11 protein-coding genes are annotated in these 14512 nt (G+C 69.6%); 1 reads left to right on the top strand and 10 read right to left on the bottom strand.

All coding sequences use genetic code 11. The features are described 5' to 3' along the window. Positions 1-11 precede the first annotated feature (11 nt). Entirely contained in the window at positions 12-1094 is a 1083-nt protein-coding gene (locus AAFN88_RS19500; protein ID WP_347522317.1) for an adenylate/guanylate cyclase domain-containing protein, read from the top strand. A gap of 21 nt (positions 1095-1115) precedes the next feature. On the opposite strand, the gene AAFN88_RS19505 is transcribed toward AAFN88_RS19500, so the two are convergent. From AAFN88_RS19505 to cobN, 10 genes are all read right to left on the bottom strand, one after another. After that, a complete protein-coding gene (locus AAFN88_RS19505) occupies positions 1116-1925 on the bottom strand; it encodes an MBL fold metallo-hydrolase (RefSeq protein ID WP_347522318.1) in 810 nt (269 codons plus the stop codon). A 130-nt stretch (positions 1926-2055) separates the two neighbouring features. Then, positions 2056-2820: a precorrin-4 C(11)-methyltransferase gene (gene cobM, locus AAFN88_RS19510; protein ID WP_347522319.1), complete on the bottom strand. Its 765-nt coding sequence runs from the start codon at positions 2818-2820 to the stop codon at positions 2056-2058. After that, a complete protein-coding gene (cobJ, locus tag AAFN88_RS19515) occupies positions 2817-4637 on the bottom strand; it encodes a precorrin-3B C(17)-methyltransferase (protein WP_347522320.1) in 1821 nt (606 codons plus the stop codon). The genes cobM and cobJ overlap by 4 nt, the downstream gene beginning before the upstream one ends. Then, positions 4631-5338, bottom strand: coding sequence for a precorrin-2 C(20)-methyltransferase (gene cobI / locus AAFN88_RS19520; protein WP_347522321.1), 708 nt, complete (start codon positions 5336-5338; stop codon positions 4631-4633). Before cobI ends, cobJ begins: the two co-directional genes overlap by 7 nt. After that, positions 5335-6552 carry a precorrin-6y C5,15-methyltransferase (decarboxylating) subunit CbiE gene (gene cbiE, locus AAFN88_RS19525; RefSeq protein WP_347522322.1) on the bottom strand — a complete coding sequence of 406 codons (1218 nt, stop codon included), beginning with the start codon at positions 6550-6552 and terminating at the stop codon, positions 5335-5337. The genes cobI and cbiE overlap by 4 nt, the downstream gene beginning before the upstream one ends. A gap of 5 nt (positions 6553-6557) precedes the next feature. Further along, a complete protein-coding gene (locus AAFN88_RS19530) occupies positions 6558-7208 on the bottom strand; it encodes a precorrin-8X methylmutase (RefSeq protein WP_347522323.1) in 651 nt (216 codons plus the stop codon). A gap of 145 nt (positions 7209-7353) precedes the next feature. Then, positions 7354-8451 (bottom strand): sirohydrochlorin chelatase, encoded by a 1098-nt coding sequence (locus AAFN88_RS19535; RefSeq protein WP_347522325.1) that lies wholly within the window; start codon positions 8449-8451, stop codon positions 7354-7356. Positions 8452-8530: 79 nt separating this feature from the next. Then, entirely contained in the window at positions 8531-10072 is a 1542-nt protein-coding gene (locus AAFN88_RS19540) for a cobyric acid synthase (RefSeq protein ID WP_347522326.1), read from the bottom strand. Beyond that, on the bottom strand, positions 10072-10722 hold the full coding sequence (gene cobO, locus AAFN88_RS19545; protein ID WP_347522328.1) for a cob(I)yrinic acid a,c-diamide adenosyltransferase: 651 nt from the start codon (positions 10720-10722) through the stop codon (positions 10072-10074). Before cobO ends, AAFN88_RS19540 begins: the two co-directional genes overlap by 1 nt. Beyond that, complete coding sequence (gene cobN, locus AAFN88_RS19550) at positions 10722-14507, bottom strand: cobaltochelatase subunit CobN (protein ID WP_347522330.1); 3786 nt, start codon at positions 14505-14507, stop codon at positions 10722-10724. Before cobN ends, cobO begins: the two co-directional genes overlap by 1 nt. Between the last annotated feature and the right edge of the window lie 5 nt (positions 14508-14512).

The raw sequence follows: 14512 nt of genomic DNA on the forward strand, positions 1-14512 counted from the left end.
CGTCCCGCCCCATGAGTTTCCAGCTCGATACCTTCAACAAGTTGCTGCTGGAGACCGTCGGCGTCGGCTTGGTGATCGCGACCTATCCCGACCTGCGCCCGGTGTTCCGCAACCACCTGGTGCTGGAGTGGTTTCCCGGCGCGGCGGACAGCGCCGGCGGCGGCCTGGAAGCGCAGTTCCCCGACATCGACATCCCGGCGCTGCAGGCGGCACTGGAGGAAAACGAGACCTACAAGGCCTCCCTGGAGGTCAAGGTGCGGCGGCGCATCCATGCTCTCTCCCTGGCCGCGACCAGGGCCGACATGGCCGACGGTTCCTGGGTCATCATCGAACTGCACAACGTCACCAAGGTGCAGGAACTGGAGTCCATGATTTCCTCCTACTCCGGCATGGTCGAGCGGCAGAACCGCATGCTGAAGAAGGAGAAGGAACGCGCCGAGAAGCTGTTGCTCAACATCATGCCGGAGTCGGTCTACCAGGAACTCAAGACCTTCGGCGTGACCACGCCGCAACGCTTCGACGAGGCTTCGATCCTGATGCTCGACTTCGTCGGTTTCACCACCCTGTCGGTGGAGCACGATCCCGCCACCATCGTTTCGGAGCTGAACGACATCTTCACCGCCTTCGACCGCATCGCGGAGCACCAGGGCTGCGAGCGCATCAAGACCATGGGCGACGCCTATGTCGCGGTCAGCGGGCTGCCGGAGGCAAACCCCGACCACGCCCAGGCCATCGCGCGCCTGGCGCTGCTGTGCCTGCGCTACCTGAAGCGGCGCAACGAGACCCAGAAGATCAAGTGGCACTGCCGTATCGGCCTGGCGCCGGGCCCGGTGATCGGCTCCGTGGTCGGCATCCAGAAATACGTCTACGACATCTTCGGTCCCGGCATCAACCTAGCGGCCCGCCTGGAGGCCCTCGCCGGCCCGATGGAGATTCTGCTCAGCGAGGAGATGCACCCGCGCCTGCACGCCCAGTTCCAGGTCGAGGATTGCGGCGAGGCCGAGGTACGCGGCTTCGGGCCGCGCCGGATCTACCGGCTGCTGGGCGCCGACGAACTGCACCTGCAAAACGATCCCGCGGCTTTCGGGAACTGAAGCCAGATGTCCCGAAGCGGGTCATCCCCCGCCGCCGAGCACCAGCACCGTCGGCTGCTTGGGCAGGCTGCGCAGCGAAACCCGGATAGTGGGATCGCGCGCGACCCGGATATCAAACTCCTCGGCCATACCTGCCAGAAAGGCGTTGAGGGAACCGCTGCCGAAGTAGTGCATGGGGATCACCAGGCTGGCGCGCAGATCCTTCAGCACCTGGATCATCGACGGCAGATCCAGGGTCATGCTGCCGTCGACCGGGGCGAAGACCACGTCCAGGCGGCCGATCAGGGCCAGATGCTCCGGTGTCAGCTTATGGTGCAGATGGCCAAGGTGCCCGATGCAGAGGTCGGCCACCTCGAAGACGAAGATCGAGTTGCCGTGAGGTTCGACGCTGCCGCCCCAGGAGCGGATGTCGGTGGAAACGTTGCGGATGAGGAGGTCTGCCAGGGTCAGATTGTGGACGGCGGGACCGCCTTGCGGATTCCAACCGCGCAGGACGTGCCGAATACCCGGGTCGGGGAAAAGGGTGAAGTGGGTTTCGTGGGCGTGGTTCATGGTGACCACCGTCGGCAGCGGACCGGGGCCTGCATCGCCCGCATAGTCCGTGGCGATCACCACGCCCGCCGGGCTGCGCAAACGGAAGGTGGAATGGCCGATGTAGGTGACCTCCACCGCGCCGCCGGCCTGGACGGAGGTAAAGCTGGCCGGAACGGCCGTGGGCTGCCGTTCGACAAAGGCGATGCACTTGCTCGCCTGCGCGGCGGAAAGCGGTAACAGAACGAAGGACGACAGCACGGCGAGAAACAGTGTCACGCCGTAAAGGAGCCTGGTCATACCATCCCTCCCAGCGGGCCTTTTTCAGGCCGGCGGGCGGAGCGCGCCCTTGCGCCGAAACTACCGCCCCGGCCAGCGCTCATTGTGTCAGCAGGCGGCGCGCTGCGCCAGACGCTTCAGGTGCGAAAGGTCAGGCGGTCCGCTTGGGGCGCAACACGTGGACGTGCTTAGGGTCGTAGAGCTTCGAATCGATGAAGTCGGTCTCGCCCAACACGCGGCCGACCAGAATGAGGGCGGTGCGGGTGATCTTGGCGGCGCGCACCTTCCCGCGGATGTCGGCGAGGGTGCCGCGGATGATCTGCTGGTCCGGCCAGGAGGCACGGTAGACGACTGCCACCGGGCAGTCGGCGCCGTAGTGCGGCGTCAGTTCCGTCTCGACGTGCTTCAGGTTGCGGATCGAGAGGTGGATGGCCAGCGTCGCGCCGGACTTGCCGAGGGTCGCCAGGTCCTCGCCCTCGGGCATGGCCGAGGCCTTCATGGTGGTGCGCGTGAGGATCACCGTCTGGCTCACCTCCGGCAGCGTCAATTCGCTCTCCAGCGCCGCGGCCGCCGCGGCATAGGCCGGCACGCCGGGGACGATCTCGAAGGGTATCTCCAGCTTGCGCAGGCGGCGGATCTGCTCGGCGATGGCGCCGTAGAGCGAGGGATCGCCGGAGTGCACCCGCGCCACGTCCTGGCCCGCTGCCTGCGCCTCTTCGATCTCGGCCAGGATCTCGTCCAGGGTCATGGGCGCGGTGTCCTTCACCGTCGCGCCTTCCGGCGCGAAGGCCACCACCTCCTCCGGCACCAGGGAGCCCGCGTAGAGCACCACGGGGCAGCGCGCAATGAGGTCGCGCCCGCGCAGGGTGATGAGGTCGGGCGCGCCGGGGCCGGCGCCGATGAAATAGACGGTCATGCCGCATCCTCGGAGTTCTTTTGGGCTTTCCCCGCGTAGCCGCGGGGTGTGTAAACCCAGGCGCCGCCATCCGACCGTGCGACGCGTTTCGTCTCGCTGGAGCCGACCAGCACCACGGTCAGCATGTCGACCTTGTCGGGCGTCAGCTCGGCGAGATCGACGACAGTGACGGTCTCCCCCTCGCGGCCCAGGTTGCGCGCCAGCACCACCGGCGTGTCGCCGGGCCGGTGCTTGCGCAGGATTTCCACCGCCTCGGCCAGTTGCCGGGTGCGCCGCTTGGAAGCCGGATTGTAGAAGGCGATGATAAAGTCCCCCTCCGCCGCGGCCTTGAGGCGGCGCTGGATCGCCTCCCAGGGGGTCAGCAGATCGGAGAGCGAGATGGTGCAGAAGTCGTGGCCGAGGGGCGCCCCGGCGCGCGCCGCCGCGGCCTGCAGCGCCGAGACCCCGGGCATGACGGTGACATCGACACGGGACCAGTCGGCGCGTCCGCCGCGCTCCAGCAGCTCGAAGACCAGGGTCGCCATGGCGTAGATGCCGGGATCGCCGGAGCAGACCAGCGCCACATCGCGCCCCTCGGCGGCGAGGTCGAGGGCCACGCGCACGCGTTTTTCCTCCTCGCCCAGCTCGTAGCCGTGGCGCGCCTTGCCGGCGGCCAGCGGCCCCAGCAGATCGAGATAGAGGCCGTAGCCGACCAGGTCCGTGGCGCGCAGTACGGCGGTTTCCACCTCCGGTGTGCGCCAGACCGCATCGCCCGGGCCGGTGCCGATGACGCTCAAGGTGCCGCGCCCGCGCCCGAGCCGGGCCGCGTCTACAACGGCGGGGGCCAGGGCGACGGCGCAGGTGGCGCGCTTGGACTTGGTCTTGGCGACCACCAGCTCGCCCTGCGCGCCGGCGGCGGCCAGGGCCGCGCCTTCGGCGACGCCGTGGCAGCCGACCTCGCGGAACACCAAGCCGGAAGGATTGGCGAGGCGCGGCGTCTCCGCTTCCAGCGTCGCGGCGTCGAAGAAGCGCGCCGGCACGCCCAGCGACTCTGCGAGCGCCAGCACCGCCGCCTCGTCCGCTTTCACGTCGATGGAGAAGACCCCGGCGACGGCCAGCGGCGAGAGGCCGGCTGCGGCCAGGGTGCCGCGCACCAGGGTTTCCAGCTCTTCGGGCGCGGCATGGCGCTCACAGCCGACGCCGAGGCAGAGCTTCGCCGGGTGGTAGACCAGGCGCTCGGGAGCCGGGCTGCCGGTTTGCTCCGTGATCTCGATCGCCAGCGGCCCGTCTCCGGCAAGCGGCAAGCCGCTGTCGGCCAGCCAGGGCGCCTCGCCGTCCAGCCGCACCGTCTTGCCGCCCAGCAGCGCCGCGGCGAAGCCCTTGTAGTCTCCGGGATTGCCGAGACGCCAGCCACTCGGCGGCGCGTCCAGGGCCACGGCGAAGCGGCGGTCGCCGGCGGTGGTGACGGCGGCTTCGATGCCGAGCACTTCCGCGATGACCTTCGCCAGCTCGTTGGCGCCCCGGTGGCCGCCCAGCAGCGGCACCGCCGCGCCGCCGTCCTCGGCCACGGCCACCACCGGCGGCTCGGCGCGCTTGTCGGCAACCAGCGGTGCCAGAGCACGGATCAGCGTGCCTGCAGCGCAGCAGCCGATGACGGGCCGGCCTTCCAGGAAGGCGGCCTGCACCGCCGCGGTGAAATCGTCGTAGAAGACGTCGGCCGCCTCGACCCGTCCGCGCCTGGCGTGGATCAGCGCGTTCGGCAAGACAGCCTTGAGGTGCGCGGCCAGCGCCGCGCCGCCCGGCGTCAGAACGATAAAGGCGGGAGCGAGAGTCAGCATGTCCAGGCCTCCCCGCGCCGGTGCACCAGGATCATGGAGAAATAGGGCGCGCTGTCTTCTTCCATCTCGGCCAGCGGCAGGATGCGCTGCTCGTCGAGGGTGGCGCGCTCCACGTAGCGGGCGCGGTCGAGCAGGCCCAGGAGGCCCAGCACCTTGCGCACCTTCTGCAGATGGCGGCCGACCTTGATGATGGCCGCCGCCTCGGTGTCGCGCAGCAGGCCGGCCAGCACCTGCGGCTCCAGGGTCGCGGGGACGACGTTCAGCACGTCGTTGCGCGCGGCCAGCGGCGCGCCCAGCACCGCCGCGCAGGCGGTGAGCGACGACACGCCGGGCACCACCTCGACCTTGTGGGTCTCGGCGACGCGCCCGAAGAGGTACATGAAGGAGCCGTAGAAGAAGGGATCGCCCTCGCAGAGCGCCACCACGTCGCGGCCCTCGGCAAGATGCCCGCCGATTTCCTCCGCCGCCCAGTCGTAAACCTCCTGGGCGGGAAAGCGCGCCGCCACCATGGGCATGCGGATCGCGATCTCGCTCTGCCCGCCGGGCAGGTGCGGGGCGACGATGGCGCGCGCCAGGCTATCGCCCTCTTCCGGCGCCGGATAGGCCAGCACCGGCGCGGCCTGCAAGAGACGCAGCGCCTTCAGGGTGATGAGCTCGGGGTCGCCGGGGCCGATGCCGAGGCCGTAGAGGGTGCCGGTCATGTCTTGACGCCCGCATACTGGGTGACGGGCATCATCGGCCGCCAGCCGCGGAAGGGGCCGACCGGCTCGGCGCGGGAGACGGCGATGCGGGTCAGGCTGCCGCCGTGCTGCTTCTGCCAGTCGAGCAGCACCGCCTCGCCCTCCAGCGTCACGGCGTTGGCGACCAGGCGGCCGCCGGGCTTCAGCTTGGTCCAGCAGACTTCGATCAGGCCGGGGTTGGAGACGCCGCCGCCGATGAAGACGGCATCGGGCGCCTCCAGTCCGTAGAGCGCCTCCGGCGCCTCGCCGGCGGCGATCTGCAGCAGCGGCGCGCCGAGGCTCTCGGCGTTCTCCGCGATCAGGGCGCGGCGTTCCGCCTTGCGCTCGACGGCAACGGCGCGGGCGCGCGGCGCGGCGCGCATCCATTCCACCGCGACCGAGCCGCAGCCGGCGCCCACGTCCCACAGCAACTGCCCCGCTACCGGCATGAGCGCAGAGAGCGTGGCCGCGCGCACCTCCCGCTTGGTCATCTGGCCGTCGTGGCGGAAGGCCGCGTCCGGCAGGCCCGGCGTGCGCGGCAGCAGCGGCGCGTCCGGCGCGGCGATGCAGTCGACGGCAATGGTATTGAGGTCGGCAACGTCATTGGCCGACCAGGTAACGGCAGTTCCCTCGACGCAGCGTTCCTTCTCGCCGTCCAGGTGCTCCAGCAGCGTCATATGGCTCTCGCCGTAACCGCGCTCGGTCAGCAGTGCGGCGACGGCGGCGGGAGTCGCCGCATCTTCGCTGAGGATGAGCAGCTTGGCGTTCGGTTGGATGTAAGGATGCAGCATCGCGAGGGGGCGGCCGTGCAGCGTGAGACAATCGATCTCCGCCAGGGGCCAACCGATCCGGGCGGCCGACAGGGTGAAAGCCGACCGCCCGGGCAGGATGGCAATCTCGCTACGCCGGATTCGTTTAAGCAGCGAGACACCGACCCCATACCACAAAGGATCGCCGGACGCCAAAACGCAAACGCGTGTGCCGCGGCGAGATTCGATTTCATCGAGCAGCGCGGAGAGCGGCGACGGCCAGGCAAGACGCTCGCGATCGTCCCGCGGCAGCATCGCCAGATGACGTTCGCCGCCGACGAAGACTTGCGCATCGTCAACCAGGGCGCGCGCCGGCGCGGTGAGACCCGCAAGCCCGTCCTCGCCGATGCCGACGATGGAGAGCCAGGGTTTCGTCTCGTCCAACATGACGCTCAGAGTCCCGCGCGCGCCAGCGCGTTCACCGCCGCCGCCGCCATGGCACTGCCGCCGCGCCGGCCGCGCAGCGTCAGGTAAGGCACTTCCAGATGAGCGGCTATCAGCGCGTCCTTCGATTCGGCGGCACCCACGAAGCCGACGGGAAAGGCGAGAATGACCGCCGGGCGCGGCGCGCCCTGCGCGAGCGTTTCCATCAGACGGTAAAGCGCCGTCGGGGCGTTGCCGATGGCCACCACCGCGCCGCGCAGCTCGTCCGACCAGAGATCGACGGCGGCGGCCGAACGCGTGGTGCCGAGGCGCTTGGCGAGATCGGGCGTGCGCGGGTCGTTCAAGGTGCAGATCACCCGGTTGCCGGCAGGCAGGCGCGCGCGGGTGACGCCGTCGGCCACCATCTCGCAGTCCGCCAGCACGGTCGCGCCGGCCTGCAGGGCCGCCCGGCCCGCGCCCAGCACGTCGCCCGAATAGGCGAGGTCCGGCGCGATCTCCGGCATGCCGCAGGCATGCACCACCCTGAGCGCGATCTCGCCGAGGTCTTCCGGCAGGGCCGAAAGGTCGGTCTCCGCGCGCACGATCTCGAAGGAGCGGCGGGTGATCTCCTGAGGGTCGCGGATGTAGTCCTGATCGGGATCGTTGAGGGGCGTGTTCATGTCGCTACCCTAGACTCGGTCGTCACCCTCGGGCTTGACCCGAGGGTCCATTTCTCCGCAAGCCCGGTGTCTGCCACAACCATGGATGCTCGGGTCAAGCCCGAGCATGACAGTCGGTGTTTGTGGTGGCCGCCGGAGCACATGCTTACGCCGTCTTCTTCTTCATGCTGACCGGCCCGTGCGGGTGGTCGGCGTGGGGATAGGGGTGATGATGGTGGTCATGCCCGTGACTGTGGCCATGATCGTGACTGTGGTCATGCCCGTGACTGTGGCCATGATCGTGCGAATGATCATGGTTGTGATGGCCATGGTCGTGGCTGTGATCATGGTCATGGTCATGGCCATTGCCCGCCGGGCCGGTGCCGATGCCCTCGACGTGGTGGTGATGGCTTTCCTGGGCCAGGCCGACCTCCGCCTCGAAGCCCAGCACCTGCTCGCGGTACTTGCAGAGCTTGCAGTTCATCAGGTTCTCGCCGTCCAGGATCTCCTGCACCCGCTCGGCGAAGGCGTCCAGCACCGCCGGATGATCGTTCAGGTAACCTGCCTTGACGAACTCAATCTCCGGATGGCGCGCGGCGACTTGGTCGGTGTAGTCGTAGATGCGCTTCACCAGGATGCCGGTGAAGAGGAAATAGGGAAAGACGACGATGCGCCTGTAGCCGAGCTTCGCCGCGTGCTCCAGGCCCGGCTCCACCAGGGGAAAAGTGACGCCGGAATAGCAGGTCTCGCCCCAGCCGAAGCCGAAACCTTCCCACAGCAGGCGCATGACCTTGGCGACGTTGGAATTGGCATCGGGATCGGACGCGCCGCGGCCCACCACCATCAGCAGGGTCTCGTGGCGCGGCACATCGCCGCCCCCAGCGCCATTGGCCGCTTCCAGGGCCTGCTCGATACGCGCGGCGGCAGCCTTGATCAGCTTGGGGTCGATGGCCAGCTCGCGGCCGTAGTCGATGGTCATCTCCGGGTGCTGGGCCTGGTAGGTATTCAGCACCGAGGGGATGTCGTTCTTGGCGTGGCCGGCGGCGAAGAGCATGCCGGGCACCGCCAGACAGCGGGTCACGCCCTTCTCGCGCAACTTGTCGAGCCCGCTGCGGATGATCGGGGTGGCGAACTCCAGGAAGCCGCTCTCGACTTCGTACTGGGGCAGACGTTCGCGGATGCCGCGCGCCACGGCCTCGAACTCGCGCACCGCGCCCTCGTCGCGGCTGCCGTGCCCGCAGACCATTACACCGATCTTGCTCATGTGTTTCTCCTCTACGCCTTCTGGCAACGCCTGCCCTCGCCTCGGCCGGGAGGAACGGCTCGCTTCGTTGCGGCGGACTTTACGGGGCCATCCGGGGGCGGGGCAAAGGGAAATCGGCCACCTCCCCCGCTCTCTCGGCCCTCCGCGCGATATCCAAGACCCGGTCGAGGTCCAGGTGCGCCTCCAAATGCGCCGCGAGCCGGTCCAGCACCGCCTCGATCTGGGCGTCATAGGCCAAGCCGGAGGCCGCACGGTCCTTCAAAGCGCCCAGGAAAGCGGCGCGGAAGCCGTCGGCGGCGAAGAGTCCGTGCAGGTAGCAGCCGGCCACCTTGCCGTCGGCCGAGACGGCGCCTTCCCAGCGTCCATCGAGATCGAGGAAGGGCCGCGTCAGGCCGGGCCCTTCGGTGACGCCGACGTGCATCTCATAGCCTTGCAGGGCGGCGGCGCTCTCCAGGTGGATGCCCCGCACCTCCTTCAGCGCCTTGTCGCCGGTGAGGACGGTTTCGACGTCGAGCAGGCCGAGACCCTCGGCCTCCCGGCCCGCCGGCCCCTCGATGCCCTCGGGGTCCGATACCCTGCGGCCCAGCATCTGGTAGCCGCCGCAGACCCCCAGCACGCGGCCGCCGCGGCGCAGGTGCGCCGCCAGGTCGATGTCCCACCCCTGCTGACGCAGGAAGTCCAGATCGGCCAGCGTCGCCTTGGAACCCGGCAGGATGACGAGGTCGGCGTCGCCCGGCAGGGCGCGGCCCGCCTCGACGAAGTCCACCGCCACGTCGGGCTCGGCAATCAGGGGGTCCAGATCGTCGAAGTTGGCGATGCGGGCGAGCTGCGGCACCGCCACCTTGATCTCGCGGCCCTCGGCGGCTTCCGCGCGCGCCACTTGTGTACGAGACAGGGCGACCGCGTCCTCCGCCGGCAGCTTCGCGGCCTCCGGAAAGAAGGGCACCACGCCCAGCGACGGCCAGCCGGTCCGCGCGGTGATGATCGCCAGGCCCTCGTCGAAGAGGCTGCCGTCGCCGCGGAACTTGTTCACCACGTAGCCGGCGACGCGGCCCGCCTCGGCCTCGCCCAGCACCGCGTGGCTGCCCACCAGGGTGGCGATGACGCCGCCGCGGTCGATGTCGGCCACCAGGATCACCGGCAGGTCGGCGGCCTCGGCAAAGCCCATGTTGGCGATGTCGCCCTGGCGCAGGTTCACCTCCGCCGGGCTGCCCGCGCCTTCGACAATCACCAGATCAGCCTCATCCCCGAGGCGCCGGAAACTCTCCAGCACCCTGGGCAGCAACTCGCCCTTCATCGCCTGATAGTCTCGTGCCTTGGCATTGCCGAGGATCTTCCCCTGCACCACCACCTGGGCGCCGACCTCGCTCTGCGGCTTCAGCAGCACCGGGTTCATGTCGGTGGTGGCGGGGACACCGCAGGCGCGCGCCTGCAGCGCCTGGGCGCGGCCGATCTCGCCACCGTCCGCCGTCACCGCGGCGTTGTTGGACATGTTCTGCGGCTTGAAGGGCCGCACCTTGAGGCCGCGCCGGGTGAAGGCGCGGCACAGCCCGGCCACCAGCAGGGACTTGCCGACGTCGGAGCCGGTTCCCTGCACCATGATGGCCGGAGTCTTCTCCATCAGAACTCGATGCCCAGTTGCGCCTTCACGCCCTGCTCGCGGAAGGGATGCTTCACCTGGGTCATTTCGGTCACCAGGTCGGCGGCCTCGATCAGCGGCTCCTTGGCGTTGCGGCCGGTGACGATGACGTGCAGCATTTCCGGGCGGCCCTCCAGGAAGGCGACGACCTCCTCCAGCGGCAGGTAGTCGTAGCGCAGCACGATGTTCAGCTCGTCCAGCAGGATCATGTCGTAGGGCCTGCCCTCTTTAGAGCTGGCTTCGCCCCGGCAGGCGTCGATCATTTCCTTGGCCATCTCCCAGGCGCCCTTGGCGGCGGCGATGTCGCGGGCGCGATCCTGGGTGTCCCAGGTGAAGCCCTCGCCCATGGCCTTGATGGTCACCTGGTCGCCGAACTTCTCCAGGGCGTGGCGCTCGCCGGTCTCCCACTTGCCCTTCACGAACTGGACGATGCCGACTTTCATGCCGTTGCCCAGCGCGCGGAAGACCAGACCGAAGGCCGCCGTCGACTTGCCCTTGCCCTTGCCGGTATGGACGATCAGCAGGCCCTTCTCCTTGGTCTTGTCGGCCAGCATCTTCTCCCGCGCGGCCTTGCGCTTCTTCGCCTTCTCGTTGGCGCGGGCGTTGACTTCCTCTTCGGTGAGCTCGGGCACTATTCGGCGACCTCCACGTGTTTCTTGGGCAACTTTCTCAAGGTGTTCAGTTCGGCGGCGGCGGAATTGGAGCGCGGCCGCCAGAGGCCGCGTTCCTGCGCCTCGGTCAGCCGCTCAGCCATCTCGGTCAGCGCCGCCGGGTTGTGGGCTTCCAGGAAGTCTCGCACAGCCGCGTCCTCCAGGTAAGCCGCATAGACGGCGTCGAAGTGGTGGTCGGCCACCGCGCCGGTGGTGGCGGCGAAAGCGAAGAGGTAGTCCACCGTGGCCGCCATCTCGAAGGCGCCCTTGTAGCCGTGGCGCATGACCCCGGCGATCCACTTGGGATTGACCACCCGGGCGCGCACCACGCGGGCGATCTCCTCCTCCAGGGTACGGATTTTGGGGTTTTCGGGGCGCGAGTGGTCGTTGTGATAGACGACGGGCCGCACGCCGGAGAGATGCTCCACCGCTGCGCTCATCCCGCCCTCGAACTGGTAGTAGTCGTCGGAATCCAGCAAGTCGTGCTCGCGGTTGTCCTGGTTGTGGACCACGGCCTCGACCTTGCCGAGGCGGTCCTCGAACAGCCCCTGCGCAGCCTGGCCACCGGCGCCGGCGCCATAGGCATAGCCGCCCCAGGCGAGATAGGCCTTGGCGAGGTCCGCCGCCTCGCGCCAGCCGCGCTCGTCGATGAGCGCCTGCAAGCCCGCACCGTAGGCGCCGGGCTTCGAGCCGAAGACGCGGAAGCCAGCCCGCCGCGCGGCCTCCTCCTCCGACGCGCCTTCAGCGATCATCAGCGCCTTGTCCTCGGCCACTTGCGCCGCCAGCGGGTTCTGCTCTGGCGGTTCGTCCAGCGCGGCGACGGCGCGGGCCGCCGAGTCCACCAGGTCGATCTGCGCCGGAAAGGCGTCACGGAAGAAGCCGGAGACCCGCAGGGTCACGTCGACGCGCGGGCGGTCGAGCACCGAGAGCGGCAGGATCTCGAAGCCGGTGATGCGCCGCGAGGCGGTTTCCCAAGTGGGTTTTACTCCCATCAAGGCCAGCGTCTGGGCGATATCGTCCCCGCCGGTGCGCATGTTGGCGGTACCCCAGGCCGAGAGCGCCAGGCGGCGCGGCCAGGCGCCTTCCTCCTGGCGGTGGCGCAGCAGCAGGCGCTCGGCGGAGGCCCAGCCGAGCTGCCAGGCCGCCGGGGTCGGCACCGTGCGGGTGTCGACGGAGTAGAAGTTGCGCCCCGTGGGCAGCACGTCGAGGCGCCCGCGGGTCGGCGCGCCGGAGGGGCCGGGTTCCACGAAGCGGCCCTTGAGCCCGGTCATGATCCCGTCGATCTCGGCGTCGCCCGACGACAGAACGGCGGGACGTACGACGCTGTCAATCTTCGCCAGCACGGCGGCGGTCCGCGTCCAGGCCGGGTCGGCTCTGCGCGCACCGGAAACCAGCGCCTGCGCTAAGTCTTCCAGGCGCTCCACCGTGTCGCCCTGGGTCCGCCAGGCCTCCTCACGTTTTCCTGGCGCCTCGCCCAACACCTTCGGGCGCGGCCCGCTCCAGGCCTCGCCCAGGACGCAGTCCAGGGGATCGAAATCGTCCAATCCCAGGTCGGCAGCCAGGGCGCGGATCAGGGAGGCATCGCCGCCCTCCCCCCTGCCGCGCGGCAGGCGGGTCAGCGCCACCAGCAGGTCGGTGAGTTGCCGCCCTTCCGGCGCCTGCCCGAAGATGTGCAGACCGTCGCGGATCTGCAGCTCCTTCAGCTCGCAGAGGTGGTTGTCGAGCTTGCCCAGCGCCGTGTCCGGGTCGTCGTCCTGGGCGATGCCGCAATCCTTGTCGAGGCCGGTCGCGGCGGAAAGCTCCAGGATTTCCTCGCGCAGCACCTTGAGGCGGCGCGGGTCGAGACCGGAAGCCTCGTAGTACTCGTCCACCAGGCGCTCCAGCTCGGCCAGTGGGCCGTAGCTCTCGGCGCGGGTCAGCGGCGGGGTCAGGTGGTCGACGATCACCGCCTGGGCGCGGCGCTTGGCCTGGGTGCCCTCACCGGGATCGTTGACGATGAAGGGATAGAGGTGCGGCAGCGGACCGAAGACCGCTTCCGGGAAACATTCCGAGCTCAGCGCCAGGGCCTTGCCCGGCAGCCATTCCATGTTGCCGTGCTTGCCCATGTGGACGACGGCCTGCACGCCCCCTCCCGCACCGGCCGCCTCGCGCAGCCAGGCATAGAAGGCGAGGTAGCCGTGCGGCGGCACCAGGTCCGGGTCGTGGTAGCTGGAAACGGGATCGATGTTGTAGCCGCGCGCCGGCTGCAGGCCGATCACCACCTTGCCGAGGCTGAAGGCGGCGAGACGGAAGCTGCCGCCCTCAACGAAGGGATCGCTTTCCGGCGCCCCCCACCTTTCCGTCACCGCGTCACGCACCGTCTGCGGCAGCTTGGCGAAGAAGCGCTTGTAGGCGGAGACTGCATACAATTCCCCGCCGGGACGCCGGGCGCGGTCGGTCAGGTCGTTGGTCGGCCCCGCCGCCAGCCGCCCGATGAGGGCCTGACCGTCGGCGGGCAGTTCGCCTGTGTCGTAGCCCTCGGCCTCAAGCGCGCGCAGCAGGTTCATGGTGCCGGCCGGCGTGTCCAGGCCGACCCCGTTGCCCAGGCGTCCGTCACGGTTGGGATAGTTGGCCAGCACCACGGCAAGGCGGCGCTTGGCCGTGGGCAGGCGGCGCAGGCGCAGCCAGTTGGCGGCCAGGGCGGCGACGAAGCCGATGCGGTCGGCCCGCGGTTCGTAGGCGACCACGGAGGTCTGGGTCGCCGGGTCCCAACGCGCCGCGCCCTTGAAGGAGACGGCGCGGCTCAGAACCCGGCCGTCGACCTCCGGCAGGGCGACGTTCATGGCGATGTCGCGCGCCGAAAGGCCGGTGGTGCCCTCCTCCCAGGCCGCGGCGTTGCCGCCGGAGAAGACCACCTGCAGCACCGGGCCGTCGCAGGCATCGAAAGGCGTCTCGGCCCTGGCCGCGCCCGGCGCGGAGAGCGCGAAGCCGGTGGCATTCAGCACGATCTCGCAGGAGGCTTCGGTGAGCAGGCCGCGCACCACCTCCGCCGACTGGGCGTCCTTCAGGGAATTGCAGTAAAGCGGCAGCGGGTTGATGCCCTCGGCCCGCAGCGCGGCGACGAGGGCATCGACCGCCGCCAGATTGCCGGCCTGCAGCAGCGCCCGGTAGAAGACGATGGCCGCCACAGGGGCCGCCGTGCGCCACCCGGCGCGCAGGTCGTCCAGCCCCGGCTGCGTCCTGCCCGGCCAGTAGAGCCCGGCGCGCAGCAGCGGGCGCGGCTCCTGCCAGTCGCTGTCATGGCCGAGCAGACCGGCGGCATAAGCGAGGAAATTACGGGCGTTCTCCGGCCCGCCCTCGATGCAATAGCGCCAGAGGCGGAAGGCCGCCTCTTCCTCCAGGGTCGAGAAGGCCGAGAGCCCCGGGTCCGGCTGCTCGTCGCCCGGCAGCATGGCGAGCTTGATGCCTCCGGCGCGGCAGGCGGCATGGATCTGCTCGACGCCGTAGGGCCAGTAGCTCTCGCCACCCAGCAGACGCACCACCACGAGTTTCGCCCCGGCGATCACCTGCTCCACGTAGAGGTCGACCGACATGTTGTGGCCGAGCTGCATGAGGTTGGCGAGGCGCAGGCTGGGCGCGCCCTCGCCCAAGGCGGCTTGCGCCGCGGAAAGCGCCGCCAGTTCGCTGTCGGCCGCCGAGAGGAAGACGATGTCGCCGGGGTCCTGGCCCAGGTCGACCGCCTCCGAGCCGTCGGTGACGGCGCCGGGCGTGGCCTGGAGGAGATGCATGACCC

Origin of the sequence: Pelagibius sp. CAU 1746, from assembly GCF_039839785.1 — a bacterium.
In the GTDB taxonomy this organism is placed as follows: domain Bacteria; phylum Pseudomonadota; class Alphaproteobacteria; order Kiloniellales; family Kiloniellaceae; genus Pelagibius.

What these genes read in the sequence shown, in the direction of transcription:
- AAFN88_RS19500 (WP_347522317.1), top strand. Translation starts at nt 12, where the DNA reads ATGAGTTTCCAGCTCGATACCTTCAACAAGTTGCTGCTGGAGACCGTC.
- AAFN88_RS19505 (WP_347522318.1), bottom strand. Translation starts at nt 1,925, where the DNA reads ATGACCAGGCTCCTTTACGGCGTGACACTGTTTCTCGCCGTGCTGTCG.
- cobM (WP_347522319.1), bottom strand. Translation starts at nt 2,820, where the DNA reads ATGACCGTCTATTTCATCGGCGCCGGCCCCGGCGCGCCCGACCTCATC.
- cobJ (WP_347522320.1), bottom strand. Translation starts at nt 4,637, where the DNA reads ATGCTGACTCTCGCTCCCGCCTTTATCGTTCTGACGCCGGGCGGCGCG.
- cobI (WP_347522321.1), bottom strand. Translation starts at nt 5,338, where the DNA reads ATGACCGGCACCCTCTACGGCCTCGGCATCGGCCCCGGCGACCCCGAG.
- cbiE (WP_347522322.1), bottom strand. Translation starts at nt 6,552, where the DNA reads ATGTTGGACGAGACGAAACCCTGGCTCTCCATCGTCGGCATCGGCGAG.
- AAFN88_RS19530 (WP_347522323.1), bottom strand. Translation starts at nt 7,208, where the DNA reads ATGAACACGCCCCTCAACGATCCCGATCAGGACTACATCCGCGACCCT.
- AAFN88_RS19535 (WP_347522325.1), bottom strand. Translation starts at nt 8,451, where the DNA reads ATGAGCAAGATCGGTGTAATGGTCTGCGGGCACGGCAGCCGCGACGAG.
- AAFN88_RS19540 (WP_347522326.1), bottom strand. Translation starts at nt 10,072, where the DNA reads ATGGAGAAGACTCCGGCCATCATGGTGCAGGGAACCGGCTCCGACGTC.
- cobN (WP_347522330.1), bottom strand. Translation starts at nt 14,507, where the DNA reads ATGCATCTCCTCCAGGCCACGCCCGGCGCCGTCACCGACGGCTCGGAG.